At 56.3% G+C, this 25,779-nt stretch carries 21 protein-coding genes; 5 read left to right on the top strand and 16 right to left on the bottom strand.

Translation table 11 applies throughout. From position 1 onward, the window contains the following. Positions 1 to 50: 50 nt before the first annotated feature. From DSD30_RS19935 to DSD30_RS19920, 4 genes are read right to left on the bottom strand one after another with little or no spacing between them, the layout of a single operon-like run. Positions 51 to 614: a sarcosine oxidase subunit gamma gene (locus DSD30_RS19935; RefSeq protein ID WP_157967794.1), complete on the bottom strand. Its 564-nt coding sequence runs from the start codon at positions 612 to 614 to the stop codon at positions 51 to 53. Positions 615 to 626: 12 nt separating this feature from the next. Then, positions 627 to 3,620, bottom strand: coding sequence for a sarcosine oxidase subunit alpha (locus DSD30_RS19930; protein WP_114011513.1), 2,994 nt, complete (start codon positions 3,618 to 3,620; stop codon positions 627 to 629). Beyond that, positions 3,617 to 3,919 (bottom strand): sarcosine oxidase subunit delta, encoded by a 303-nt coding sequence (locus DSD30_RS19925; protein WP_114011512.1) that lies wholly within the window; start codon positions 3,917 to 3,919, stop codon positions 3,617 to 3,619. Before DSD30_RS19925 ends, DSD30_RS19930 begins: the two co-directional genes overlap by 4 nt. A 20-nt stretch (positions 3,920 to 3,939) precedes the next feature. After that, entirely contained in the window at positions 3,940 to 5,193 is a 1,254-nt protein-coding gene (locus DSD30_RS19920; protein ID WP_114011600.1) for a sarcosine oxidase subunit beta family protein, read from the bottom strand. Between the two features lie 199 nt (positions 5,194 to 5,392). Here DSD30_RS19920 and DSD30_RS19915 point away from each other — a divergent pair, with 199 nt between their 5' ends. Further along, positions 5,393 to 6,385 carry a GlxA family transcriptional regulator gene (locus tag DSD30_RS19915; RefSeq protein ID WP_114011511.1) on the top strand — a complete coding sequence of 331 codons (993 nt, stop codon included), beginning with the start codon at positions 5,393 to 5,395 and terminating at the stop codon, positions 6,383 to 6,385. Positions 6,386 to 6,525: 140 nt separating this feature from the next. Here DSD30_RS19915 and DSD30_RS19910 read toward each other — a convergent pair whose 3' ends face one another. Together DSD30_RS19910 and DSD30_RS19905 are read right to left on the bottom strand one after the other, a co-directional pair. Continuing rightward, positions 6,526 to 6,933, bottom strand: a complete 408-nt coding sequence (locus DSD30_RS19910) for a hypothetical protein (RefSeq protein ID WP_157967793.1) — start codon at positions 6,931 to 6,933, stop codon at positions 6,526 to 6,528. 16 nt (positions 6,934 to 6,949) lie between these two features. After that, the gene (locus DSD30_RS19905; protein WP_114011509.1) at positions 6,950 to 7,483 is read right to left on the bottom strand and encodes a peroxiredoxin-like family protein; all 534 of its coding nucleotides are present in this window, start codon (positions 7,481 to 7,483) and stop codon (positions 6,950 to 6,952) included. A 136-nt stretch (positions 7,484 to 7,619) separates the two neighbouring features. On the opposite strand from DSD30_RS19905, the gene DSD30_RS19900 reads away from it, so the two are divergent. After that, positions 7,620 to 8,171 carry a TetR/AcrR family transcriptional regulator gene (locus tag DSD30_RS19900; protein WP_198663074.1) on the top strand — a complete coding sequence of 184 codons (552 nt, stop codon included), beginning with the start codon at positions 7,620 to 7,622 and terminating at the stop codon, positions 8,169 to 8,171. A 21-nt stretch (positions 8,172 to 8,192) separates the two neighbouring features. On the opposite strand, the gene DSD30_RS19895 is transcribed toward DSD30_RS19900, so the two are convergent. After that, entirely contained in the window at positions 8,193 to 9,083 is an 891-nt protein-coding gene (locus tag DSD30_RS19895) for a hypothetical protein (protein ID WP_114011508.1), read from the bottom strand. A 568-nt stretch (positions 9,084 to 9,651) separates the two neighbouring features. On the opposite strand from DSD30_RS19895, the gene DSD30_RS19890 reads away from it, so the two are divergent. Then, complete coding sequence (locus DSD30_RS19890) at positions 9,652 to 10,176, top strand: PAS domain-containing protein (RefSeq protein ID WP_114011507.1); 525 nt, start codon at positions 9,652 to 9,654, stop codon at positions 10,174 to 10,176. Further along, a complete protein-coding gene (locus DSD30_RS21990) occupies positions 10,151 to 11,518 on the top strand; it encodes a methyl-accepting chemotaxis protein (RefSeq protein ID WP_198663073.1) in 1,368 nt (455 codons plus the stop codon). Before DSD30_RS19890 ends, DSD30_RS21990 begins: the two co-directional genes overlap by 26 nt. 328 nt (positions 11,519 to 11,846) lie before the next feature. Here the strand turns inward: DSD30_RS21990 and DSD30_RS19880 are convergent, their stop codons facing one another. From DSD30_RS19880 to DSD30_RS19850, 7 genes are all read right to left on the bottom strand, one after another. Further along, on the bottom strand, positions 11,847 to 14,222 hold the full coding sequence (locus tag DSD30_RS19880) for a methyl-accepting chemotaxis protein (RefSeq protein WP_114011506.1): 2,376 nt from the start codon (positions 14,220 to 14,222) through the stop codon (positions 11,847 to 11,849). Positions 14,223 to 14,670: 448 nt separating this feature from the next. Further along, positions 14,671 to 16,434 carry a dihydroxyacetone kinase subunit DhaL gene (gene dhaL, locus DSD30_RS19875; RefSeq protein WP_114011505.1) on the bottom strand — a complete coding sequence of 588 codons (1,764 nt, stop codon included), beginning with the start codon at positions 16,432 to 16,434 and terminating at the stop codon, positions 14,671 to 14,673. Between the two features lie 98 nt (positions 16,435 to 16,532). Next, positions 16,533 to 17,465, bottom strand: a complete 933-nt coding sequence (locus DSD30_RS19870) for a sugar phosphate isomerase/epimerase family protein (protein ID WP_114011504.1) — start codon at positions 17,463 to 17,465, stop codon at positions 16,533 to 16,535. Between the two features lie 69 nt (positions 17,466 to 17,534). Further along, positions 17,535 to 19,049 carry a tripartite tricarboxylate transporter permease gene (locus tag DSD30_RS19865; protein ID WP_114011503.1) on the bottom strand — a complete coding sequence of 505 codons (1,515 nt, stop codon included), beginning with the start codon at positions 19,047 to 19,049 and terminating at the stop codon, positions 17,535 to 17,537. A gap of 5 nt (positions 19,050 to 19,054) precedes the next feature. After that, positions 19,055 to 19,537, bottom strand: coding sequence for a tripartite tricarboxylate transporter TctB family protein (locus tag DSD30_RS19860; RefSeq protein WP_114011502.1), 483 nt, complete (start codon positions 19,535 to 19,537; stop codon positions 19,055 to 19,057). Positions 19,538 to 19,730: 193 nt separating this feature from the next. Then, complete coding sequence (locus DSD30_RS19855; protein WP_114011501.1) at positions 19,731 to 20,681, bottom strand: Bug family tripartite tricarboxylate transporter substrate binding protein; 951 nt, start codon at positions 20,679 to 20,681, stop codon at positions 19,731 to 19,733. A 60-nt stretch (positions 20,682 to 20,741) separates the two neighbouring features. Continuing rightward, the gene (locus tag DSD30_RS19850; protein WP_114011500.1) at positions 20,742 to 21,824 is read right to left on the bottom strand and encodes a 4-hydroxythreonine-4-phosphate dehydrogenase PdxA; all 1,083 of its coding nucleotides are present in this window, start codon (positions 21,822 to 21,824) and stop codon (positions 20,742 to 20,744) included. Positions 21,825 to 22,131: 307 nt separating this feature from the next. Here DSD30_RS19850 and DSD30_RS19845 point away from each other — a divergent pair, with 307 nt between their 5' ends. Continuing rightward, positions 22,132 to 22,806: a GntR family transcriptional regulator gene (locus DSD30_RS19845; protein ID WP_245418558.1), complete on the top strand. Its 675-nt coding sequence runs from the start codon at positions 22,132 to 22,134 to the stop codon at positions 22,804 to 22,806. A gap of 240 nt (positions 22,807 to 23,046) precedes the next feature. On the opposite strand, the gene DSD30_RS19840 is transcribed toward DSD30_RS19845, so the two are convergent. After that, positions 23,047 to 24,363 carry a class I SAM-dependent methyltransferase gene (locus tag DSD30_RS19840; protein ID WP_114011498.1) on the bottom strand — a complete coding sequence of 439 codons (1,317 nt, stop codon included), beginning with the start codon at positions 24,361 to 24,363 and terminating at the stop codon, positions 23,047 to 23,049. A 318-nt stretch (positions 24,364 to 24,681) separates the two neighbouring features. Then, positions 24,682 to 25,779, bottom strand: coding sequence for an ABC transporter ATP-binding protein (locus DSD30_RS19835; RefSeq protein WP_198663072.1), 1,098 nt, complete (start codon positions 25,777 to 25,779; stop codon positions 24,682 to 24,684).

Raw genomic sequence — 25,779 nt, 5'->3', positions numbered from 1 at the left:
AGCCGCCCCGAAGGGCGGCTTTCTCGTTTCGTGGGGACCTTGAAACGAGATCAGACCGAGAGATCTTTCTCAGCCTTTATTGCTCTGGCAGACTGCTGCAGCAGGGACGCCAGATGGGGCGCAAAGGAGCGCCAGACGTCAAGGCGATAGCGATCCTTTGCTTCGCACCAGAGAATGACCGGAACGTCAAAGCACAAGGTTCGGCAGGCCTTGCCGGGAGTGAAAGAGCGCAAATCGCGCGGGCAGCCGACCGACAGCAATTCCTTGGCATCAGAGCCGGAGATCACCAGCGTCAGCTCGCGAGATGAAATGTCGACAAGTGCGTGAGGCACAGAGGCCGTGCCTGCACGTGTCTGCACAAGGGCCGCAAGATCGCGCGTCAGGGTCATCATCCATTCATCTGGCCCAAGGCAGGCAATTGCACCGCCATCCAGAGGCGCCTGAAGGCCGATCTGGTCCGGCAGCGGGATGTCGATCTCCGCCGCAAGCGTTTCGCGGTCTCCTCCTGCCACACGCAGGGAGAGGCGACTTTGGAGCTCTGGCAGCACTTCAATGGCGAGTGCGTCCTGTTCGATCAATTTGCCCGTCTGTAACGGGTCCGGGAGAATGGGCATCATCGCCTCCTGTTACATTTTCTGGCGGCTGCCATCGGGGTCAAAGAAAAGGGTGTCACGGACGGTCGCGGTGATCACCCCGTCCGGCATCGGGATATGGACCTGTTCGCCAATCCGCTTGTGCCCGTCCTGCAACAAAGCAAGGGCAATCGGACGACCGATTGTGGTGCTGTGGTAGGAGGAGGTGACATGGCCAACCATGGTCATGGGCAGTGGCTCTGATGGATCCAGCACGATCTGTGCCCCCTCTTCGAGCTTGGTTGCGGCGTCATCGGTCAGAAGGCCAACCAACTGCTTGCGGCCTTCGGCGACAAGATCTGGTCGTGCCAGACCGCGCATGCCGACAAAGTCCGGTTTCTTCTTGGCAACAGCCCAGCCCATACCCAAATCAAAGGGAGTGACGGTGCCGTCGGTATCCTGCCCCACAATGATGAAGCCTTTTTCGGCCCTCAAGACATGCATGGTTTCGGTACCATAGACGCAAAGATCAAGGGCCTTGCCGGCTTCATGCAGGGTCTGCCACAGGGCAAGTCCATGTTGGGCGGGTACATTGACCTCAAAGCCCAACTCGCCGGTGAAGCTGAGGCGGAAGAGCCGCGCCGGGAAGCCGGCGACCGTGCATTCGCCCACCGACATGTGCGGGAAGGACTCGTTGGCAATGTCCAGACCTTCGACAAAGGGCGCGAGCAGTTTGCGGGCATTGGGACCGTTCAAGGCAATGGTGGCCCATTGCTCGGTGGTCGAGGTCAGCCAGACCTTGAGGTCGCCCCATTCGGTCTGGAGATAATCTTCCATCATATTGAGCACACGGGCCGCCCCACCGGTTGTGGTGGTGACATGGAAGCGATCCTCGGCCAACCGGCCGATGACCCCATCGTCGCGGACAAAACCGTCATCGCCAAGCAACAGGCCATAACGACAGCGGCTCGGTGCCAGCTTGGTCCATGGGTTGGTGTAGAGCCGGTTCATGAACTCGACCGCGTCAGGACCGACGACCTCGATCTTGCCAAGGGTCGAGGCATCGAACATGCCGACCGAGGCGCGGGTCGCCTTGCATTCCCGCGCCACGGCTTCGTCCATGCTTTCGCCCGCTTTGGGGAAATACCATGCCCGACGCCACTGGCTGACAGGTTCGAACATGGCCCCATTCTGCTCCGCCCAACCGTCGATGGGGGTGCGGCGGGTCACTTCGAAATGCTTGCCACCATGATGGCCTGCATAGGTGCCAAATGTGATCGGTGTGTAAGGCGGCCGGAAGGTGGTCAAACCGATTTCAGGCTGGCTTTTGTTCTGGGCATCGGCGATGATTGCCAAACCGTTGAGATTGTAGAGTTTTCCCTGATCGGTCGCCATGCCAGCGGTGGTGTAGCGCTTGACATGTTCGACGGATTTCATCCCCTCACGCACTGCAAGACGCAAATCCTTGGCGGTGACGTCGCTCTGAAAATCGACAAAAGCCCGTTGCTTGACGCTGTCCAGATTGTTGGGCAGTTCGCGATGCGAGATGCCACTGCCGATGCGGTCGCCTTCAATTGTCAGGCTTTCGGTTTCGGACGCTTTACCGAACGCTTCGGCGGCACGCTGCCCTGCGGCCAAGCCATCATCAAAAGCGGCTTGCAGACCCCAATGGCCACCACAGGCCCCGGCGATCTGGCAATCCTGCGTGGTTCGATCAGGCAGATAGACAGCGCAGGTCTCGTCCCAGCGGATCGAGCCGCCCGTATGGGAGAAGAGTTGCAGAGACGGTGTCCAGCCGCCGCACATCAGCACCGCATCGCAGGCAATGCGCTCGGCGGCCCCGACCCTGTCACCCTTCAGCGGGTTGAAGGCCACACCAGCCACCTGATTTTTGCCATCCACGGCAGTGACGACGTGCCCTTTGCACAGGCGGATATTGCGGCTCCCGGCTTCGGCTTCAAGCGCAGCAGGGATCTCGGCGCGCGTATCGATGATCGCCTGAATGGCGGCGCCTGCATCTGCCAAATCAAAGGCCGCATGATAGGCGCTATCATGACTGGTCATGATGACCGGTTTTTGCCCCACCAACACACCAAAACGGTTGAGATAGGTCTGGGCAGCCCCGGCCAGCATCACGCCGGGACGATCATTACCGTGGAAGACCAAAGGCTTCTCAATGGCCCCCTGCGCCAGAATGATCTGGCTGGCGCGCACCCGCCACATGCATTCACGCGGCAGGTCCGGGTCGGGCTGTTGCAGATGATCGGACAGGCGCTGGCAGAGACCCATCATATTGTCGTTGAAATAGCCAATCGCCGTTGTCCGGCTCATCAGCTTGACGCCAAGGGCTGCAAGTTCTTCGAGTTCCTTTGCCAGCCAGTCCCATGCAGCTTGGCCATTGATTTTGGCTTGAGGCTCGCTCAACAGTGTGCCGCCAAGTTCTGCATGCTCGTCGACCAGCATCACCTCGAGCCCGGATTCAGCCGCCTTACGGGCGGCGGCCAAACCGGCTGGCCCTCCTCCAACCACCAGCACATCAGTATGCCAATTGCGGGAGGCATAATGATCGGGGTCTTTTTCCTTGGGCGCCACACCAATCCCTGCAGCTGCCCGGATCACAGGTTCATACAGCCGCTCCCAAAGAAACTTCGGTTTCATGAAGGTTTTGTAGTAGAAGCCCGCTGCGAGGAAACGCGCCATCTTGTCATTGATCACGCCAACATCGAAAGTGAGACTCGGCCAGCAATTCTGACTGCCAACGGTCAGGCCATCCCAGATTTCAAGCATTGTGGCGCGGCTGTTCGGTTCGGTCCGACCGGGGCCGCGGCTGCTCGACATCAGCGCATTGGGCTCTTCGGACCCTGCGGTGACCACGCCGCGCGGGCGATGATATTTGAAGGAACGGGCCATCAGATGGACGTCGTTGGCCAGAAGCGCAGAGGCCACGCTGTCCCCTGCCCGACCGCGATAGGATTTGCCATCAAAGGTGAAGACGATCGGCTGGTCCGGGTCAATCCGGCCATAGCCGGGAATGCGGCTGGCGCTCATTGGTCCGCCTCCTGCAATTTGTCGAGATCGGGGCGGGGTTCACCCGCCTTGTAGGTGGTCAGGAACCGGTCGGTGACCGTGTGGCGCACCGCATTGAAGAAGCGACCGCAGCCATGGATATGGCGCCAGCGCTCATAGGTAAGTCCACGGACATTTTCGCGGATGAACAGAAAGTCGCGCCATGCCTCGTCACTCACCTCAGAGGGGGTTTCCGGCCGCGCAACATGGGCTTCCCCTGCATGGGCAAATTCGGCCTCTGGCAGGGTTTCGTTGCAATAGGGGCAATGAATATGCAGCATCGTTTTGTCCTCAATGCGCCTTAGTGGGCCACAGCGGCGGCGGCGGCTTCATCGATCAGGCGACCGGTGGTGAAGCGCTCCAGCGTGAAGGGGGCGTTGATCGGGTGCGGGTCGTCGTTGGCAATCGTATGGGCGAAGAGATGGGCCGAGCCGGGGGTGGCCTTAAAGCCACCGGTGCCCCAGCCGCAATTGACATAGAGACCCTTGACGGGCGTCTTGCCGATGATTGGCGAGCGGTCTGGCGTCACGTCGACGGTGCCCGCCCATGTGCGCATCACCCGCATGCGGTTGAAGACCGGGAAGATCTCGCAGATTGCCGCAATGGTATGTTCGATCAGCGGCAGGCCGCCGCGTTGGCTGTAGCTGGTATATTGGTCGGTGCCTGAGCCGATGACCAGTTCCCCCTTGTCGGACTGGCTGATATAGGCATGCACGCTGTTTGACATGACCACGCAAGGGAAGATCGGCTTGACCGGTTCGGACACCAGCGCCTGCAGCGGGAAGCTTTCAAGCGGCAGGCGAACACCAGCGCTTTCCATCAAGGGGGTGGTGGTGCCTGCCACCGACACGCCGACCCGGCCCGCCCGGATGAAGCCCTTGGGCGTGACGACGCCCTCCACCGATCCGTTGGCATCGCGGCGGATGGCGGTGACGGGGCAATTCTGGATGATGTCAACGCCGAGCTTGGCTGCCGCACGGGCATAGCCCCAGGCCACCGCGTCATGACGAGCTGTGCCGGCACGGGACTGGAAAGCGGCTCCAAGCACCGGATGGCGGGCATCGGGGTCAAGATTGAGCGGCGGGCAAATTTGCTTAGCCTCATCGGCACTGACCCAGCGATTGTCAACGCCATTGAGGCGATTGGCATGGATATGCCGCTGGAAGCTCTGGATGTCATGCTGATTATGGGCCAGCATCAGGACGCCACGGCGGGAGAACATCACGTTGTAATTCAGATCCTCGCTCAGATCTTCCCACAGATCGACCGCGTGATCATAGAGCTTGGCGCTTTCGTCATAGAGATAGTTGGAGCGAATGATCGAGGTGTTCCGTCCGGTGTTGCCGCCACCAAGCCAGCCTTTGTCAATGACCGCAATGTTGGTGATGCCATGTTCCTTGGCAAGATAATAGGCAGCGCCCAAACCGTGACCACCAGCACCGACAATCACCACGTCGTAGCTGGATTTCGGCTCTTTGTCCGGCCATTGCTCGGGCCAGTTCTTATGACCTGTCAAGGCATTCTTGAAAACCGACCAAGCGGAATATCGGGTCATGGTGCGGCGGCTCCCTGTTGTTGCAATCCGCGCCATGCTCTTGGATTGAGCACTGGTTTCGCGGATTGGCTGTCATGTGATTGTGTTGAGGCCAACTGAGAAAAGGTAAATCCGCAGGCCATGGGCTTGATTGGATGAATGCGACAAAGCTATTGTATCTTTACGCCAACCCCTGACTGCCAAATGAAAAGACTGCGCCATGTCCGATGCCAGATCCCGTCCTGTCATTCCTCGCTTGCGTATCGGGCTGATCGTAGCCCCGCGCTTCACCCTGTCGGCTTTTGCGAACTTTGTTGATGTTTTGCGTCTGGCCGCCGATGAAGGGGACCGGTCTCGCCCGATCCGCTGTGAATGGCGTATCCTATCCCCCGACCGTCGCGCGTTGCGATCTAGCGCCGGAATCGAGGTCCAACCTGATGGCCCATTGCGGCAACCGGAGGCCTATGACTATATCGCAGTCGTGGGAGGCTTGTTGGGGGCCGGAGCAGAATTGGGGCCGGACTATCTCGCTTTCCTACGTGAGGCACGAGACAAGGGGGTTCCGCTGGTCGGCATATGCACCGGTGCCTTCATTCTGCACAAGGCCGGGCTGATGGAGGGCTACCGCTGCTGTGTAAGCTGGTTCCATCATGAGGATTTTCTCGACCAGTTTGGTGGCCTGACCCCGGTATCCGACCAGATTTTCGTGGTCGATCGGGATCGACTGACCTGCTCAGGCGGCGTCAGCTCAGCCCATTTGGCTGCCTTTCTGGTGGATCGCCATGTGGGCAAGGCGGAGGCGCAAAAGAGCCTGCATATCATGATCATCGATGAGGCCCAGACTGAGGAAAAGCCCCAACCCGGTTTGCCATTGGAGCTTGCCACCAGTGATCCGATGGTGCGGCGGGCGCTGCTGCTGATGCGCCAGCGGCTGACGTCACCGATGCGAATGGATGATCTTGCCCGAATGCTCAAAGTGAGCCGCCGGACGCTGGAGCGCCGTTTCACAGAGGCCCTAGGTCTCAGCCCGGCAGAAGCGGCCCTTAAAGTGCGCTTGTCCCACAGCCGGATGTTGCTGCGGCGTGCGGAGGCCAGCATCACCGAGATTGCAACGGAAACCGGCTTTTGTGATGCCTCCCACTTCACCCGCAGTTTCGTCAAGGAAGCCGGGATGACACCCAGTCACTATCGCGACCATGCCCGCCGCGTCTGAAACCCTGACGCCTGTTGATCATCCTGTATCAAGACGCCATACACACAGGACGGACCGGCGATCAGGTACGGCTCGGGCTGAATGTCTGCCAGCCCGAGACCAGTGCCAGTCATATGCTTGCAAGATCGAGCCTGAGATTGTCAGGCCGCGACTTGGTCGTCCGTATCAGGTCGACTGAAATTGACTTCACGGGTTACCTGCCAGCGGCCATCCTCGAAGAGAAAATCAATGCTCAGATCGATCTTCATTTTGGGCCCTCCGACTGGAATTTTCCGCGAAATCAGAACATGGCCGCGATCCCCATTGACCGTGAGGCTGTGGATTTTGGCCCATAGATGCTCTTCCGGTATCTTGTCCTTGAAGGCTTCTTTCAGTTGCGCCATGAAAGCCTGTTTCTCAAGGGTCACCAGTCGTCCATCGATGCTCAGATCCATCACCACAATGTCTTTGTGGTAGATTTTGTCCAGCTCTTCCATGTTGGCGCTGACGCCATATTTCATCAGGTCCTGCACCTTGTCCTGCAGGGCTGCGCTTGTCTTCTCGGTCATGATGTCTCCTATAAAGTCAGGCATATGTGCCGTTAACGGGGGCGTCTTTCATCGGACCACGCCGGAATCCAATGCCTTTGGCAATGAATGGCAGGCTGGGCCGTGAAAATGGAACATTCGAAATGTCGATGATTTGGGTGTGGCCAGTTTCGTCGATGACGAACAGGCCCGGCTCTGCAAAGGGCGCTTCGACATCGATGCCGTTGCGCGGACCAGAGACATAAAGCCCCAGCTCCTGCATCTGGGTGACGGTCATTTCATAGGCCACGTCAAACTGGGGCGACACGTCTGCCATGTGGCCGATCGCTCGCTCCTTGCTATCCGCCGAGACCGCAACAACATCCACCCCTAGCGCATGCAAGTCCGGCAGAACCGCGTTGAGCTCTCTGAGATAGGTGGTACAGATTGGACAATGCTTGCCGCGATAAACCAGCACCAGCATCCAGTCAAAGCCCTGCCGAGGTTTGGACAATGTGCGCCGACTGCCATCAAGCACAGGAAGATCGATCACCGGAAAGACCTCTCCGGCGGTGAGTTTTTTACTAGTCATTTCGGATCACCTTCTATATATATTGATCAATACATAATTCGAAAATCACATCATCGTCAAGGAATATATATTGAACGATACAAAAAAAATTGGTCGCCCGCGAACCTTCGACTGCGATGAGGCCTTGATGAAGGCCATGACTGTATTTTGGGAAAAGGGCTATGATGGCGCATCCTTGCGCGATCTGACGGGTGCGATGGGCATCACGGGCCCCAGCCTCTACGCGGCTTTTGGCGACAAACGCGCACTCTATCTCAAAACCATCGATCACTATTGCGCGGCCGATGCTTGCGCTCCACTTGTCGCGATCGAGAAAGAAGATGATATCGAGAAGGCGCTGCGCGCCTTTCTGACTGAGGTCATCCACTCAGCGACTGGCCATCAAGGCGGCGCAAAGGGGTGCTTTCTCGCCTCCAGTGTCATTGCCTCTGTCGGGCATGTCGAGGGGGTGGTTGAACGGGTCGGCGCTGCGATCACGAATGCAGAAGAACGCTTGACCGCGCGGTTTGAAAAAGAAGTCGAGAAAGGCACCTTATCACCCACCTTCCCTTGCCGGGAACGGGCTGCATTGTTGTTTGATATGAGACAAGGCTACATGTTTCGCGCCCGCGCGGGCTATTCCAGTGCGCAAATGTGCGATCAGATTGACGAACGGGTGAGAATGTTGCTTGACGAACCAGTGGATTGAGGGCGCGGTGCCCCCTTCCAATCAACCGAACTTCAGATCATGCGCCAGTTTTCGCAGCCATGCATGACGGATTTCGCGGCTCGATGACAGAGTCTGCGAGAAAAGCTTTCGCTCTTCAGCGCTGTTGGCAAATTCGTAAATGTCGACGGACCGCGCCAAAGCCTTTTGTATGGCTTCTCCATATTCGGGCGTTTCGACCTGCGGCTTCAACCATCTGCCGCGGTGATGGGATGGCGTTACCTTTTCAGATCGATTGGCGCAGTGATCCCAGAAGGGCCAGGACACCGAGACATTCTTTGCTCCAACCTTGCCTGCTATTGTTTTCCATTCTTCTGATTGCTGCCAGCGATAGGTATTGGGCGAGTTCTTTTTACGGCTTGTGATGCCGATGAAACCAAGCCTGCGTTCAACGATGTTCCAGTCTGCCTTCTGGTGTTCCGCGAGTCTTTTGTAAAGTGCAAGCAAGTCTCGGAATGTGGCCCCCGTGCTGACAAAGTCGACAAACCGCAGCGCTCGTTTGGAGGCAGTCAAGCTGAGCGGATCGATATTGAGCTCGATCAGGTGATCAAGCAGCGCAACCACTTCCCGATGCTTGAAGTCGGGCGGCCCGGTCCTTGCCGTCCAGCTCTGGTTTTGAAGGGCTTTGGAAAATTGAAACAATGTCAGGCTGGGTCGTTGCTCCAGATCCTGAAAGCTTCCATTGAGATAGTCAAACAGATGCTCAGGTGAGCGGCCCACAAAAACCAGATCACACGCATCAGAAAATGCGATGACCTTGGCGGATATCGCGCGCACGTCCTGATAATATCCATCCGGGATATCCGCCTTCGGATGATTGGCGAGGTCCCCGAGCTGTTCTCGTTTCGACAAGTCCCACCGAAAGGGAATGATTGGGCTACTGGAAATTGACATTGTTGCGAATGTCCGTTGCTCAGTTTGTCTCTTGCTTGAGCACCATCGCCCAGCAAGCCCGGTTGTTTTGCTTGATGCATGCGCTTGTGTTCATCGACGTCCAGCGTCAGTGTAACGGTCAGGGTGGAGGAGGTCGATGCAAAAAGCAAAAAACCGAGATACCCGCTCAATCATCTCGATGCGGTTGCGGTAGTTTCTGGCTCTGGCAGTTGCGATATTCGGATTGTCAGCATCCTCTGTTTGGTGGACCAATTGGCGGCAGGGCCGGTACAACCTTACCAAGCGCGCACGTCGCCTTAATACTTTTTGCCTAGTCGCCTTCCTTCTATCCAGTTGGTTTCGGAATATTTAACGCGTTTACGCAGCTTCGCTGAACAGTGTTATTTGACAATACCTTCCAGTATATACAAATACTTTCAAAGATTATACTCACACAACCTTAACTATACATAATTGTACGGAGAAGTTGTGGAAATTTCACTTGGTAAATACACGCATTTCTAGATTGTTAAAGTTTCAATTATAGGACTATTACATAGATATTATTGCGATGCGTGCGAGGGTCAATATGGCATCAGAGATCAAACCAACGGGGGTGGAGCGTCATTTCGACGCCGCCGAGATGCTGGTCAGCAAAACTGACACAAAGGGACGGATTACCTATTGTAATCAACTCTTTCGAACGATTGCCGGGTATGGAAACAAGGAGCTGCTCGGCAAACCGCATAATTGTGTTCGCCATCCCGAAATGCCTCGTGCTGTTTTCAAACTCTTGTGGGGTGCCCTTGAGGCCAAACGCGAGATTTTCGCCTATGTGAAGAACATGTCCAACAATGGCGACCATTATTGGGTGTTTGCGCATGTCACGCCTTCCTTTGACGCAGATGGAGACGTGGTCGGATATCATTCGGCCCGTCGCGCACCGAACCGGGAAGTTCTCACCAAGGTGATTCAACCCCTTTACGGCAACTTGCTTGAACTTGAAGCACGCCAGAGCAACCGGAAAGCCGGATTGCAGGACAGCAGCAACCATCTCGCCAGCATTCTGGAAGAGAAAAGGACGACCTATGATCAATTTATCCTCACTCTCTAAAATGCGTTGGAGTGTTCTGGTTGCCTTGGGCCTGAACCTGACGGCAATCGGTTCGTTCATTACCGGGCTGGGCGGAGCGGCTTTTTCATTGGTCCTGTTGGCCCTCTCTAGCGCCTTGTTGCTGGTTGGTGTGTGGCAAAACCACAAAACCAGCCAATCAATCAACCATGTCTCCACCATCGCCAAGCGTGTTGGATATGGTGATTTCGAGCAACGGACAAATGAGAATCTCGATGCTGGGGATCTTCGTGTTCTGATGACATCGGTGAACTATCTGGTTGATAGCTTTGATACCTTCATGCGTGAAGCGGTGGCGTCTTCGAACGCCTTGTCTCAGAACAAGTATTATCGCCGCATCCAGCTCGAAGGTCTGAATGGAAGCTTTCATGCCTATGCCGGGCAAATGAATGGTGCAATCTCGCGTGTGCAAATGCGCATCAATGACTTTGCCGAGAAAACGACCCACTTTGAAGATGCCACGAAAATCATTGCCGCCAATCTCTCCGAGGCTGGCGATCAGATGAACTCGACGGCCACTGAAATGACCAATAGCGCCGCAAACACCAATGAGCGGGCGGCCATTGTCGCTTCGGCCAGCCATGAAACGTCGGTCAATGTGCAAACGGTCTCCGCCGCCGTGGAAGAGCTCAGCGCGAGTTCTCAGGAAATCGGCACCCAGATCGAACGCTCCGCTCGCGTGGCAAACAACGCCGTGAACGAGACACGGCAAGGTGAGGAAAAAATCCAGAGTCTGGCCGTGGCAGCCGATACGATCGGCCGAGTGGTGGAGCTCATTTCTGCCATTGCCGCGCAAACAAACATGCTCGCCTTGAATGCAACCATCGAAGCGGCCAGAGCGGGCGAAGCCGGCAAGGGATTTGCCGTCGTAGCTGGTGAAGTCAAGGATCTTGCTGGTCAAACATCAAGGGCCATTGATGACATCACGCTTCAGATCCAAACCATTCAAGCCGCCACACAAGAGGCTGTCGCCACCTTTGGCAATGTCTCCCGAGTGATTGGCGAGATGGAGGAAATCACGGCTGCCGTTGCCGCCGCTGCGGAACAGCAAAATGCAGCGACAGCAGAAATTGCCCGGAATGTGGAAGAAGCCCATACCGGCACGGAGCAAGTCGCGCAGAATATCAACAATGTGTCCCAGAATGCAGAAGAAACGGGCCACGCAGCGGACTTCGTCCTGCAATCGGCCGACCGGATGACGAAAGACGCAGCAACCCTGCAGCAGGAAGTCGCCAGCTTCATTCTCGGTTTGCGACAAGGGCCTCTCGACAGGCGCGTAAACAATGAAACAAGTTATGAGGGCCCAGAGCGCAGGGCTTGCTAGCAGGCTTTCATAACTGAACACCAAAAAGGACCGCATTCCGACAAGAATGCGGTCCTTTTTTGCTCTCACTCCAGCAAGCGCCAACAGGCTCGCTCCATGTCCTGACGCAATCCTCACTTCAGGCATCGATCCGTTTCAGACTTCGGTCCAGGAGTTCCCTTCGCCGCCCGCTTCTCACAAGGACGAAGCAAAATCCTGACCGGATCTTGCAGTCGATTGCTGTGCACCGAGCTGGATTGGTTTCGACGATCCGGGCAAAAACAAACCGCGCAAATTGCTTTGCGCGGTTTGTTTGTTTTGAGTGTTCTGTAACTTCGTCAGGCAAGGCCTATGCAGAGGCAACCTCGTTCAGGAAGGTCTCTACCTGTTGCGTCAAGGTCTCGGTTTTTTCACCCAAAGCGGCTGAGGCCTGAAGCACCTGATCCGCCGAACGGGATGTGTCATTGACCGCCTCTGCAAGGCCGGTGATGTTGGACGACACGCTGGCCGTGCCTCTTGCAGCCTGCCCGGCACTCAACGAAATCTCGTTGGTTGCTGCCCCCTGTTGATTGACCGACGCGGCAATGGTGGCGGTATATTTGTCAACTTCCTCCATCGTCTCGGTGATGGCGGCAATCGCAGAGACCGTTTCTTCGGTCAGAGACTGGATTTCATTGATCTGTGAGGAGATCTCCTCAGTTGCCTTGGAGGTCTGGTTCGCCAGCTCTTTCACTTCTGCGGCGACGACAGCAAAGCCCTTGCCAGCCTCGCCCGCACGTGCGGCCTCGATGGTCGCATTGAGCGCGAGTAGGTTGGTTTGCTCGGCGATGGCCTGAATAAGGCTGACCACCTCACCGATACGCGAGGCTGACGAGGAGAGCCCTTCAACCTTCTCATTGGTGGCTTGCGTGCGCTCGCCTGCCCGTCTCACCACTTCGGTCGTTCTGTTGACCTGTTCCGAGATCTCAGAGATCGACGCCGACAATTCTTCCGCAGCAGAGGCCACAGTCTGCACATTGTTGCTGACCTCGGATGACGAGCCTTGGGTGTCATCGGCGCGATTGGTGGAATCTCTGGCAATATTGGTCAAGGCAGTCGCCGTGTTGTTGAGATCGCCCGCCGTGGAGCCCACTGCGGCCAGCAATTCGTGGCTGGAGCGGTGGAAGCCGCTGATCAGTGCCTCGATATGCTTCTGCCGTTCAATCTGGGCGGATTGCTCTTGAGCTTTGGCTTGTTCCAGCTTCACCCGTTCAAGGGCGTTTTCCCTGAAAATGCGCACCGAATGCAGCATGGTGCCGATTTCATCCCGCCGGTTGGACGGTTTGACATCAATGTCCGTATCGCCATCGGCCAGACGCAACATCGAGGCGGTGATATTGATAATCGGCTGAGCAATCAGCTTGATCAACAGAAAACTGACCGCGATGGTGAGCAGAATTGCCACCCCGCCTGCAGCTGTCATCAGGGTGATGTTGCGGCTGCTTTGGGTTTCTGCCAGCTTCTGCGCCTCGATGGTGTAGCGCTCGACATGGTCTGCTGCAAGCCGGGAGGTTTCGACAACCCGCTTGGTCGTCTCGTCAAACTGGACCGTTGCATCCTGCAGGGACTGGAAAGCCGCTTTCAGGTTTTCAAGGCCCGTGGGCAGGTCTTCGTGGCCTTTCTTGCCCAGAATTTTGGCAAAACCGGTAGCCTTTTTGAGCGTTCCCTCAACCTTGGCCGCCATCTCTTCGGTCGGTACCAACCGATAGCGATCCGCAGCCAGAGTTGCTGAATGAATGAGATTCGAGAAATTGTGCACCAAGCCGCCAATCACACGGGCTTTAGAACGGTCATTGTCTTTTTCGGTCTTGATGGCCATCTCTTTGGCCACTTCGTCGGCCAGCACATTGTTCAGCTCAGAGGCGTATTTGACCATGATCTTGGCGTTATCAACGAGCAGGGAATAGTCCGCTGATGGGCCATCCTGCGCCACGGCCTTGTCAAACTTGTAGAAGGCTGTGACGATGGTGCTGACCTGTTTCTGAGTGCTCGGGGCACTGCCAAAATCGGTCATCGACTTGATGGAGGGGCGAACAGCTTCGAAGGACACTTTGATTTTGTCCACGGCTTGCTGGGTCAGGAAAAATTGCTCGGTCAGCACCTGATGAATCTCAAGACCGGCGGAGCGCACATTGCTGGCGCTGTAGAGCATCTTGCGCGCACGATCGAGATTGACGAAGACATTGCCCGTTTCGCGTTCAGCGGCATTGATGGCGTCGGCACTGGCTTGTTCGGCCTTTGAGGAACTGGTGTTGAGTTTGTCGACGATTTCGACGAGTTCTCTGGATGCCTTCTCGACGGCGGCCTGAGAGCTACCCAATTGGTGCACTGCCTCTTTCATCGCCTTGATGTCTGCGGCAATCTGAGCGTCACTTTGGTTGTTTTCGGAGCTGATCCGGCCAAGCGCTGTGTCGAGATTTTCGACCGCATTCTCTATCCGATCCGGTTTCTTATTGAGAATGAACTCGGAGATCGAACCGGTCGCAGTGTTGACATGAATGAGGATGTCCGTGGCCGCTGTCGTCTGGGTAAGAGCGCCGCTGATAGATCCGATGCCGCGTACCCCCACAAGGGCAATGGCGATCACAAAAACCGCGAGCAGCGCCATGCCAGCGCCAATTTTCGTTCCAACCGAATGCAACCGGTTGGTCGACTGATGTTTTGCTTGTTTGCCTGGTTTGGACATCCGCTTCCTCCGTCCGAATAGTATGCGCCAGACACTAAAGTATTTTACCTAATTGTTCGTAAATCTCGGCTGATTAACACAGTTGTTGACAATACTGCATAATGTTCATTTCAAATATTTATTTACCATATCCTTATATTATGCAGGCATATCCATAATTCTGCTAAATTTGGGACAGAAAGGCACTTTACCGATTTTAGAAATGGATGGCTCCAAGCCATTCAATTCCTACACAGACTCTTCGAGTTGGCTTTTTCCTGTCTGTTTTGTCTTGGCATATCGGCCTCAAGTCGGGACCTGCCAAACAGTCTGTGATTCATAGGAATGGGTGACGCGTTGAACATCATCCATTCCCCATCGCTTAACAGCAAGCGGTTCAGGATCGTTACTTCATAACCATCCCGATACAGACCTTTACTGACCTGCAAGTCAGGTCTGTCAACAGAATCTAGCCTGCGCTTCCAAGCGCCTCACTCATTGCCTTGAGCATCACATGGGCTGATTCTGCTCCAGGGTCGATGTGGCCAACGGACCGGATTCCGAGTTTTTTGGAGCGACCGCGCCGGCTCTCCATGTCTTGCGTTGCATCTGCCCCCATCCGGGCACCATCGCATGCGGCCCTCAGCACGATCGCCGGATCGTCCGTTGTGTCTGCGGCCTTGCGGGCCGCTTCTGCGGCGGGCATCCATGCATCGATCATTGTCTTGTCGCCTGCACTGGCACCACCCCGACCGAGGATGCCGTTGAGCATGCCTTCAACCCAAGCGGCCATCGCGGCGCCATCCAGATTGAGCCGGTCAACCACAGTCTTGCCTGCGGTGTTGAAGGCACCGGCATAGAGCGGACCGGAGGATGCGCCGACAGCATCAAGGAATGCCTTGGCTGCCTTTGTGCATGTCAGTGTGATGGTGTCGTCTGCGGGCGCGGCATCAAGGGCCTTGATCACGGCCCGCCAACCGATATCCATGGTCACACCGTGGTCTCCGTCGCCAATGACCCCGTCCAACTCACTCAATCGATCCCGCTCTTGTGCAATTGCGGCTCCGGCCGCCAGCATCATGACACGAAAAATTTCAGGCGAGATTGAACCGCTCGACTTGAGTGATGCACGATCGACCGCATCGGCACGGCTTGTTCCCTCATAGGTCCGCACTGTTCTCTTCGCTCCGTCAATTGGACGAGGGGCCGCCCCAACCGTCAGAGCCGGGGTTCGGCAAGGATGATCGAGAAGGGATTTCAGATCCTCATCCAGTTTGAGCAAGGTCACGGACGCCCCGGCCATTTCCATTGATGTGCAATATTCGCCAACCCATGAATAGTGGATCGTGACCCCTTGAGCGGCCAGGATCTGGGCGACCCGGCGAGAGACCACGTAAAGCTCCATCAACCCTGTGGCACCAAGGCCATTGACAAGGACTGCGACTTCATCCCCTGCCTTTGGCTTCATTTCGTTGAGGATCAGGTCCATCAATTCATTGGTCACGTCATCGGCCCGACCGACTTTTGCCCTTCGCATCCCCGGCTCCCCATGGACGCCCATGCCGATTTCCATCTCATCGGGTCCGATGTCGAAGTTGGGCTTGAGGGTCTGGGGCATGGAACAGGCCGAAAGCGCCACACCCATCGACAGGGTCGCCGCGTTGGCACGGTTTGCCGCGGCAACCACCTCATCAAGTGAACGGCCCTGATCGGCAGCGGCACCGGCGATTTTGAAGACAAAAAAATCACCTGCTATGCCGCGACGCTCACCAGCTTTCTCCTTTGGTGCAGAGGCCACATCATCGATCACAGCAACGGAGCGGGCATCAATGCCAAGTTCGGCGCATTCCTCTGCAGCCATGTCGAAATTGAGCACATCACCGGTATAGTTGCCATAAAGGAAAACCACCCCTGCTCCGCCATCCGCAGCCATGGCGGCCTCTTTGATATGTTCCGGTGAGGGTGAGGCAAAGACATTACCCACGGCCGCTGCATCGGCAAGCCCGCGACCAACATAGCCGGCAAATGCAGGCTCATGGCCTGACCCACCGCCCACCACGATACCAACCTTGCCATCGCGTGGGCCATCGACCGCGACAACCGCTCGCCCTGTCGCCCCTTCAAGCTTCAACAAATCGGGATGTGCCAGAATCATGCCTTCAATCATTTCGGGAATGATGTCTTCGGGCGCGTTCATCAACTTCTTGGTTTGGTGGTCCTGTGTCAGTGACATGGTTGTCCTCCTCAAATGTCTTGTCTGGCATGGCCAGTCATCCGGTCAGGCAGCACATCTGTCAGCAGACAGTTGTGGCGAAGCGGACAGATGATCGTTCAGGTGCGGGGCAGAATGCTGCGAAGGTAATCTCGGTTGCGGGCGGCAATGGTCAGGCCATCACCACCGTAATGCTCACAGAGGAAAGCGCTTTTGAAGCCGTGTTCCAATGCAAGCTTGACCGCGGCACGATAGTTGATGATGCCTGCTTCCATCGGTGCGGGATGGGACAGAAACGCACCGGTCACCGGGTCCTCGACGCGAATATAGTTCTTCACGTGCCAATATTTGAGAAAAGGCGCAAGCTTGGCCATCATGTCCTGCCAATGCTCCATGGGCCGATGCAAGCGGATGAGATTGCCGATGTCCGCGTTGATGCCGACATTGGGCAGATCGACCGCTTCGACGAAGCTGACCGCCCCGTCCGCCGTCCCGATATAGGTGTCCTCATACATCTCGAGAGACACCTCAACGCCCTGCTCGGCCGCGTGCTTTCCCAGTTCCCGGATCCGCTCTACGGCCAGCGCATAAATATCCGGATTTTCGGGATTCTTCTCTCCGTCCACGGTCCAGAACCACAGTGCCTTCTGCTGGGCTGCGGTCAAGGGACCAAACAAGCCGAAGCTGACCTCCCCTGCCCCGATGCTGCTCGCCGTATCGATCACCCGATGGCAATAGGCGAGATTGTCGTCACCATTGACCGGATCAATGACACTGCGACGGGATGTTGAAATGGCCGGGATCGTGAGATTAAGAGATCGGGCAACCCCGAGGAACTCATCGAGCCGAGAGGGTTCGAGATCGGCAATCCGCAACCAGGAATCCGTCGGGTCCAGCTCTGAAAATCCTGCGTCGGCCACCTCGGCAAGCGTCTCCTGCCAATGGTCGGCAGGCATATCCTGAACCAGCCGACCGTCGGCGAGCCTGTTTGGAAAGGGGATCATCGCTGCCGCTATGGGCCAGTTATCCCGTGTCCATCTGTATCTGCCCATGAGTATCCTCGTGATCTTTGCGATTGAAGCGTCCGGTTGTGTGCCTTGGGCGACGCCCAAGGCACCTCGTTAGGTGGTGCTTTCGGGTTCGGCGATTGGCTCTGCAACTGCCTTCTTCTTGCGCCTCCGACCGAAAATCACAGGGCCAAAGAGCGCCAAAGCGGTCAGCAGAATGAAGAACAGGGACAAAGGTCGCGAGAAGATCAGCCACCATTTTTCGTCCAGCATGACCATTGATTGACCGAAGCGGGTTTCGAGCATGCCACCAAGGATGAGTCCGATAGCCAGCGGAACGACCGAGAAACCGTAGCGCCGCATGAAGAAACCGAGGATGCCCGCGCCCAGTGCGATCCAGACATCTGTCATGGACTGATCAAGCGCATAGGCACCGATGATCGAGAAAGTGAAGACAATCGGCCAGAGGATGTTGATCGGGATCAGGGTCACGCGTGCATAAAGCTTGGCACCCCAGAGCCCGACAAAGAAGAACAGGCAGTTGACCAGAAGCATCGCCCAGAAGATGGCAAAGGCGAAGTCGGCCTGCTCGGTGAAGAGCGTCGGCCCTGGACGCAGACCGTGAACCATCAGGCCAGCCAGAATAACCGCAGCGGTCGGGCTGCCCGGAATGCCGAGCGCCAGCGTTGGCACCATCGCTCCACCAGTGGCAGAATTGTTTGCCGCTTCCGATCCAGCGATGCCTTCAATGGAGCCTTTGCCGAATTCCTCGGGGGTCTTGGACCAGCGCTTGGCTTCGTTGTAGCCAATCATCGAGGCCACCGTTGCCCCTTCGGCTGGCAGAATGCCAATGAAGGTTCCGATACCGGTGCTGCGCAGAATGACTTTCCAAACCTTGCGATAGTCGGCCCGTGTGGGCAGCTCAATGGCCTTCATGGTGATCTGGCGACGCTTGACATGAAGCTTCTCAGCCTGGAAGAGCAGCTCCGAAATCCCGAACAGGCCAATCATCATCGGGACGAAGCCAATGCCTTCGGACAACTCGTTAAGGCCAAAGGTGAAGCGTTCGATCGACGTCAAATGGTCGATGCCAATGGTGGCAAGCAGAACCCCTGTAGCCCCTGCCAGCACATTCTTGACCGGCGAGCCATTGCCAATGGTTGCCAGCATCGACAAGCCAAACATGGTCAGGGCGAAATATTCCGGTGGTGCAAAGTTATAAGCGACGCGGGCCAGAAGGGGGGCAGCCAACATCAGACAGATCACGGAGACCACGCCACCGATGGTGGAGGACACCGCCGCCATTCCCAAAGCGCGCCCGGCCTCTCCCCTTTGGGCCAGAGGATAGCCATCCAGACAGGTCGTGGCACTGGCCGAGGTGCCGGGTGTGTTGATGAGAATGGCCGTGATCGCACCGGCAAATGTGGCTGCACAATAGACCGTCGTCAGCACGGCGATTGCCGCGATCGGTTCCATCGTGATGGTAAAGGGCAGCAGCAAGGCGGCGCCCGTGGTCCCGTTCAGTCCGGGCAATGCACCGATCAACACGCCACCCAGCGTGGCGAGCAGAATGAGCCCCAGGAGATTGACGTCCGCCAAGGCTAGCAGACCGTTGAATGCAGCATCCATGAGTATCACCCGTACCAGAAGTTCGTCAGAAGGCCGCGCGGGAACCGCACCTCAAAGACCAGATCAAAGAGGAAGAACGCCCCGAGCGGGACAAGGATTGCAACAATCGCAATCATCGCAGGGCGACGCTCACCCCACAGAATTGTCAGACAGCCGCCAAACAGACTGATCCCGAGCATCAGGTCAATCTGAGCGATCGCCACAAAGCCGACCATCAACGCAATCGTCTTCCAGACAATGCCCGACAAGGGATCAGGCGTCTTATCCTTGTCCCAGATGTACAGGGACAGAGACAGCAGGATGATCAAGCCGATGATGAGCTGCGGGAAATCCGATGGCTGAATACCGCGTTTAAGAATGGGGGGAACACGATCGAATTGCGTCGAAAGCCAGAAAGCCAACGCACAAAATGCGATGATAACGGTTGGAATAGCGTAGTGAGATAGTCCGTAACGTGAAGGTCGGGGATGACCTTGATCGGATTGCATGATGGAGCCTCTTGAACTTTATCTGCAACCAAAAGGCACAGCGCACAGCAAAAGGGAGACACCGCAGTTGGGCGTCCAGATGCGCCATTGCTCTGATTGACCGGCATGTCGGAAGCTGCCCGTTCAGGAACGGGGAAGCAGAGCGCGATGATACTTGGCTTGGGGGACAGGCATCATCGCGCTCCTTGTCAGTTTACTCGATAAAACCCAGTTCCTTAAGGGCGGTCCTCATGTCGGTATCCATTGTTTTGAGCTGTTTACCCCAAACTTCGGCACCGGCAACAGAGGTGCTGTCGAGGCCAACCGATTCAAGATAGCCCTGATAGACACCGCTCTTCATTGCCTTCAGCAAAGAATCTTCGATTTTCTTTGCCACATCATCCGGCACATCCTTGTGCACGACGAAGCCACGCACCGTGGAGAAACTGACATCGATGCCCATTTCCTTGGCGGTGGTCACATCTGGCAGACCGGCCATGCGCTCGTCGGCAAGAACCACAAGCGGACAAATATCGCCAGCTTCGATCTGGGAACTTGCTTCAGCCAAGTTGAGAACGGCAGACTGAACTGCCCCGGCGATCAGCTGGGTTGCGAGCTCGGCACCACCGTCGAAAGGAATGATTTTTGGTGTTTTCATGCCACCCTTGATGGTGAACATGAAGGCGGAGACGTCATCGATGTTGCCCAGATGCGTCGTACCATAAGCGATGGGCGCTTCCTTCTGAGCCGCAACAAAGGCTTCTGCACTATCATAGGCACCGCATTTGACCATCAGGATCTGAGGATCGTCAGTCCCGCGGGCAATTGGACGAATATCGTCAAGGGTCATCTTGGTTTTGCTCTTGGCGATCGTTGCCGAATGACCGATCGTGAAGGTCAAAATCGAGTTGCCGTCCGCTGGCTGATCGAGATAATAATCCATGGCAACAGCACCGCCGCCACCCTTTTTGTTGACGACAACCATGTCCGCACCCAGTTCACGGCGCGCCTTGATCATCATCATCCGGGTTGTGACGTCAGTCCCGCCACCATTGCCAGCATGAGTGACAACTTCGATGGTGTCAGCGGGAAATTCGGCAGCATTGGCTGCCCCCCCCACAAGGGCGAGTGCAATCACGGATGCAGTCGCGAGAAAATGTTTCATTGGTCTTCCTCCCTTGGGTTGCAACACCGAACAGCGTTCGGCGGTTCAAAAGTTATTTCTCTATGCCGCTTCCCATTTCCGATCAGGATCAAGTGCCTGGGAAACAAGCTGGGATAGCGGCTCACCACTGGCTTTTCTGGATCCTCCCTGATCCATAAGAGCCAGTTTCCGGCCAAGATTGACCGCATTGCGCGTTGCACCAAGATCGGCAATGCCCTTGCCGGCTATGTCATAGGCGGTGCCATGCGCTGGTGTGACGATTGGAAACGGATAGTTGGCGATGAGGGTGACCCCGCGATCAAAGCCGATCAGTTTCATGGCGATCTGCCCCTGATCGTGATACATGGTCATCACCGCATCAAACTCACCGCGGGTCGCCCGGACAAAGACCGTGTCTGACGGCACCGGCCCGGTGGCCAGAATGTTGGCGGCCTGCGCCCGTTCGATGGCTGGCTGGATGATATCGTCATCCTCGGTGCCGAAATTGCGCCCGTCGCCCGCATGGGGGTTAAGGGCAGCAACGCCAATTCTGGGGGCTTCGTAGCCTGCAGCCTTCATGGTTTTGTCCGTTAGGCAGAGGCTGTCAAAGACCCTGTCCTCGGTGATCCGGCTGGCAACCGCGCTCAGCGGAATATGGGATGTCACCCGGGCATTCCAGACTTCATCCAGCACGTTGAATTCACGGCCGCTTTCCTTGGGATGGATCGTCGCATCAATGAAGCCGATTTCGTCGACATAATCCGCCTGAGCCAGACGCATGGCGGATTTGTTGAAGGGTGTGAAGAAAACAATATCCGCATAGCCCGCATTGGCGGCCAGCAACACGGCGCGGAAATTCTGGACCGATGCCAGACCGCCTTCATAGCTGGCCTCACCCTGCTTGATGCTGGCCGGGTCACAATTGGCCAGATCGACCAGAAAGCTGCCTTCCGGCAGAGGGCCATCCAGCTGATCCATGGTAACAGTGGGGATATTGATCTCGACGCCAGCAATGGCGGCGCCCTGTTCGAGAATGCGACGGTCAGCGAAGATCATCAGATCGTCTGCATTGGCACTGGGATCTGCAACAATCTTTGCCGCCAGCTCGGGACTGATGCCACCTGCATCCCCGATTGCCATTGCCACTCTCAATCCCTTGTCCATGCGCTTCGCCCTTCTTTGCGATCTGCCAACACCAAGTCCTTCAGAGACTCTTGTGATGACGGTCTGCCTAAACTTTCAAAGGGAATGCGCCTAATCGCAACGCGCCACAGCCTGTGTTGTCACACAGGGCAAATGCCAGATTGCATAGCCTTGGACGGATCTTGCCTCGCCAGTTTCAGGCACCGAGATGATCGTCCATTTCCTCCCTTGTGTAATGTATAATGCATAATATATGAGTAACGCAAGGCTCGCCTTTCATTTTTTTTTCGCTATAATCCGGTTGCTCAAACTTACGTTGGAGGAAGCTTTGCAAGAACTGACAGTGCATTCGGCTAGACCGGTCGCCATTGAGAAGCTGGCATTACACGATCAAGTGGCAAACCAGATTCGCGACATGATCATCGAGGGATATCTGAAACCTGGTTCGAGAATCGATGAAGTTGCTCTGGCGAATGAATTGGGCGTGTCCCGCACACCCTTTCGCGAAGCGCTGCGCACCCTTGCCGCAGAAGGACTCGTTGTTTCCCAACGCTCCAAGGGGTGCGTTGTTCGGGAGTTCACAGCCAAAGATGTGCAGGACATGCTCGAGTTTCTGGCCCATATCGAGAAACTCGCCGGGCGACTCGTTTGCCAGAAGGCATCGGACGCAGAAATCGACAATTTGCTCGCCATTCATGAGCAGATGCTTGAATTCTGGAACAAACGAGACCGGATGCCCTATTACAAGCTCAATCAGCAATTTCATTCGAAGCTGTCATTGTATGCTGGCAATGGTGCATTGTCTGAAACGCAGGCGAATCTACAGGCACGCCTCAAGCGCATCCGTTTCATGGGCAATCAGGACACTGACTTCTGGGACGATGCGGTGAGCGAGCATCAGGATATGATAGATGCCTTGAAGGCACGCGACGGAGAGCGGCTTGGCTCCATCCTTGAAGAGCATATTCTCAATTCCTGGATGCGCGTCAAACACCTCTTTTAGAGGACGCGTTGGCTGTGAATGTCTATGCGTTTATGCTCACGGCAACCATTGGCGAGCCCCTCCTGATACTGGCGAGCCCCTCCTGATACGCATCAGACTGGAAAATGCTACCGACTTCAACGCCAACCGAGACAAGCGGGCAATCTCAGTAAGGCCTTGATGGCCTGAAGGATGCCGAGGCATTCGCAAAGCGGATTGAGCCAGGGATCAGGCGCATAAGCGCAAATGACTTGCGCACGATCAACGATACAGATCGGCCCGGCTTGGCGGCAAATTAGCCGGTCCCTTGGGATTTTTGCTGACAAGCACCTGATAGAGACGGGCCGAGCCGCGTAGGAAGGCAAGGGATGACCCGGCCAGATAGGCGGTCCAGATGCGATAGACTTCCTCACCCGCCAATGCCACCGCCCTGTCACGGTTGGCCTCCAGTCGATCAAGCCAGAGTTTTGTGGTTCGCTGATAATGCTCCCGCCAGCCTTCCACATCCATCACCTCGAACTTGTTTTGCTCAAGGCTGGCAATGGTCCGGCCCAGATCGATCAGCTCGCCACCGGGAAAGATGTATTTCTGTAGCGCACGCTGCTCGGGGCGCGAGGAAAAACGCTTTTTCCCCTTCTTGGCCTTGCGGGATATGGCGTGGTTGAGAAACAGCCCCTTGTCGACGAGAAGGCGGTTAATGGTGGCGCAATAGGTGTCGAGATTGTCTTCCCCAACATGCTCCATCATGCCAACCGAGGCGATCTTGTCAAAGGGGCCTTCCAGATCGACATAATTCTTGAGCTCCACACTGACGCGGTCTTCAAGACCCCTTGCCTTGATCTGTTCACGAACGTGGGCCAGTTGGGCCTCGGACAGGGTGATGCCATGGGCCTGCACGCCATAGGTCTCGGCCGCATGGAAGATCAGGGCACCCCAGCCGCAACCAATATCTAGGAACCGTTCGCCCGGTTTGAGGCGCAGCTTGCGGCAGATCATGTCGAGCTTGTCACACTGGGCCTGATCCAGCGAATTGTTCCAATCGGTGAAATAGGCGCAGCTATAGAGGCGCAGCTCATCAAGAAACAGCTCGTAGAAATCGTTGCCGACATCATAGTGGAACTGGATGAACGCGGTCTCGTCGCTCTTGGGTCGGCTTTTGCCATGGTCACTCTCGTCTCCGGAAAAGGACCGGCTGGCGTCGAGTTTGACACCGGGCGAGAAGAGGAAGGCAGTGAGGAAAGACAGGATGATGCTCTTTGATATTGTCTTGAGGCGTTTACGCGAAGGGGTGAAGGCGAAGAGCAGCCCCACATCATAGAGCGTGCCACCCTTGATCTCGATGAGACCCTTGATATAGGGGCGGATGATGCGATCAAGGCCGGGGCGGCGCAGCAACGAGGCGATGACACCCGGATCGGCAATCCGGATGATCAGGTCAGGGGCCGGGTTGCTGCCCAGAGACACTCTGGTTCCATCCCAGAGTTCAATGGCGATGTCGGCATCAAGTGCCTTGGCCACTGCGTCAAGAAGGGCAAGGGTCGCCTTCAATTGCCTTTGTGTTGCTTTTTGCCCTGTCATGATAGCCCTGTCTGTTCGCTCCGCATGCAGAGACTGCGTGTCGGTTTCGATGGTGATAGGCTGCCACTGTCACCGGAATATGGCAATGAGCGAAATTCGATGACCTGCAGTCTGCCCTATCGAACCCTCCGTTTTCCCAGCTTTAACGGGTTGAGCAAGTCACCGGGAAAAAATCCAAAGCGCCGTTCTGGTTTGCTCCAGAAGTTTGTCACAGCCTTCCAGTGAGGGTGCGTTGAAGGGATCGGAAGGGGTGAGACGCAAAGGCCTTGGGCTTTCGGTCCTGCCACATTCGCTTGGGCGGATGTGGCAGAACTGACATTAACGGATACGCTGTTCGTCCTGATCAAACAAACAAATATGGTTCTTGTCCACTCCGAGGCCCAGCATGCTACCGCGTGGTGAGATGGCGCCTCTCTCCACATTCACGGTGCAACTCTTCTCACCGATATTGCCGTAGAGATAGCTTGCCCCGCCGAGGAATTCAGAGAAGCCGACATGGAAGGGCACTGGCGGTTGGCCATCTTCAGACAAATGCCAATGTTCTGGGCGAATGCCGACAAAAACGGGTGTCCCATCAGGGGGACGGTTGGTCAAAGCGGTCGTTTCGAGCACTATGCCTGCGACCTCGACGCCATCGGAGCGCATGATACCGTCGAGGAAATTCATCTTCGGACTGCCGATGAAGCCTCCGACAAACATATTGTCGGGATCGTCATACAAGTCGGATGGCGAGCCAACCTGTTCGATGCGGCCATCACGCAGAACCACGATCTTGTCGGCCAGCGTCATCGCTTCGGTCTGGTCATGGGTCACATAGATCATCGTGTTGCCCAGTTTCTGGTGAAGGCGGGCGATCTCAATGCGCATGTCGACGCGCAACTCCGCATCGAGGTTGGAGAGCGGTTCGTCGAACAAAAACACATCCGGATCACGGACAATGGCGCGACCGATGGCGACGCGTTGGCGCTGTCCCCCCGAAAGCTGGCCCGGTCGTCGATCCAGATAGTCGTTCAGTTGCAGCACGTCCGCAGCCTGCTGGACCTTTGCCGCAACGTCCGATTTGGAACGCCCGGCAACCTTGAGGCCAAAGCCCATATTCTGTGCGACCGTCATGTGCGGATATAGAGCATATGTCTGAAAGACCATAGCAATCCCGCGATCAGACGGATCTTCTTCCGTCACATCCTTGCCCGCGATCAACACATCCCCGCACGTCACCTCCTCAAGCCCTGCAATCAAACGCAGAAGCGTGGATTTGCCGCATCCGGATGGTCCGACAAAGACGACGAACTCGCCGCCTTCAATTTCAAGATCCACATCGCGGATGACCTGAACCGTTCCGAAGGATTTGCTGACCCGCTTCAGGCGCACGCCAGCCTGTTTCTGTATGTGATGCAGATTCACTTGCTCATTCAT

This window comes from Cohaesibacter intestini (assembly GCF_003324485.1).
GTDB lineage: Bacteria > Pseudomonadota > Alphaproteobacteria > Rhizobiales > Cohaesibacteraceae > Cohaesibacter > Cohaesibacter intestini.
This window is presented reverse-complemented; position numbering and strand designations above follow the sequence as displayed.

Coding starts and splice junctions, on each gene's coding strand:
- DSD30_RS21990 (WP_198663073.1), top strand. CDS start 10,151: ATGATCAATTTATCCTCACTCTCTAAAATGCGTTGGAGTGTTCTGGTT.
- DSD30_RS19870 (WP_114011504.1), bottom strand. CDS start 17,465: ATGGGCAGATACAGATGGACACGGGATAACTGGCCCATAGCGGCAGCG.
- dhaL (WP_114011505.1), bottom strand. CDS start 16,434: ATGTCACTGACACAGGACCACCAAACCAAGAAGTTGATGAACGCGCCC.
- DSD30_RS19890 (WP_114011507.1), top strand. CDS start 9,652: ATGGCATCAGAGATCAAACCAACGGGGGTGGAGCGTCATTTCGACGCC.
- DSD30_RS19910 (WP_157967793.1), bottom strand. CDS start 6,933: ATGACCGAGAAGACAAGCGCAGCCCTGCAGGACAAGGTGCAGGACCTG.
- DSD30_RS19840 (WP_114011498.1), bottom strand. CDS start 24,363: ATGACAGGGCAAAAAGCAACACAAAGGCAATTGAAGGCGACCCTTGCC.
- DSD30_RS19860 (WP_114011502.1), bottom strand. CDS start 19,537: ATGCAATCCGATCAAGGTCATCCCCGACCTTCACGTTACGGACTATCT.
- DSD30_RS19925 (WP_114011512.1), bottom strand. CDS start 3,919: ATGCTGCATATTCATTGCCCCTATTGCAACGAAACCCTGCCAGAGGCC.
- DSD30_RS19895 (WP_114011508.1), bottom strand. CDS start 9,083: ATGTCAATTTCCAGTAGCCCAATCATTCCCTTTCGGTGGGACTTGTCG.
- DSD30_RS19900 (WP_198663074.1), top strand. CDS start 7,620: ATGACTGTATTTTGGGAAAAGGGCTATGATGGCGCATCCTTGCGCGAT.
- DSD30_RS19915 (WP_114011511.1), top strand. CDS start 5,393: ATGTCCGATGCCAGATCCCGTCCTGTCATTCCTCGCTTGCGTATCGGG.
- DSD30_RS19920 (WP_114011600.1), bottom strand. CDS start 5,193: ATGACCCGATATTCCGCTTGGTCGGTTTTCAAGAATGCCTTGACAGGT.
- DSD30_RS19855 (WP_114011501.1), bottom strand. CDS start 20,681: ATGAAACATTTTCTCGCGACTGCATCCGTGATTGCACTCGCCCTTGTG.
- DSD30_RS19930 (WP_114011513.1), bottom strand. CDS start 3,620: ATGAGCGCCAGCCGCATTCCCGGCTATGGCCGGATTGACCCGGACCAG.
- DSD30_RS19835 (WP_198663072.1), bottom strand. CDS start 25,779: ATGAATGAGCAAGTGAATCTGCATCACATACAGAAACAGGCTGGCGTG.
- DSD30_RS19850 (WP_114011500.1), bottom strand. CDS start 21,824: ATGGACAAGGGATTGAGAGTGGCAATGGCAATCGGGGATGCAGGTGGC.
- DSD30_RS19880 (WP_114011506.1), bottom strand. CDS start 14,222: ATGTCCAAACCAGGCAAACAAGCAAAACATCAGTCGACCAACCGGTTG.
- DSD30_RS19865 (WP_114011503.1), bottom strand. CDS start 19,049: ATGGATGCTGCATTCAACGGTCTGCTAGCCTTGGCGGACGTCAATCTC.
- DSD30_RS19935 (WP_157967794.1), bottom strand. CDS start 614: ATGCCCATTCTCCCGGACCCGTTACAGACGGGCAAATTGATCGAACAG.
- DSD30_RS19905 (WP_114011509.1), bottom strand. CDS start 7,483: ATGACTAGTAAAAAACTCACCGCCGGAGAGGTCTTTCCGGTGATCGAT.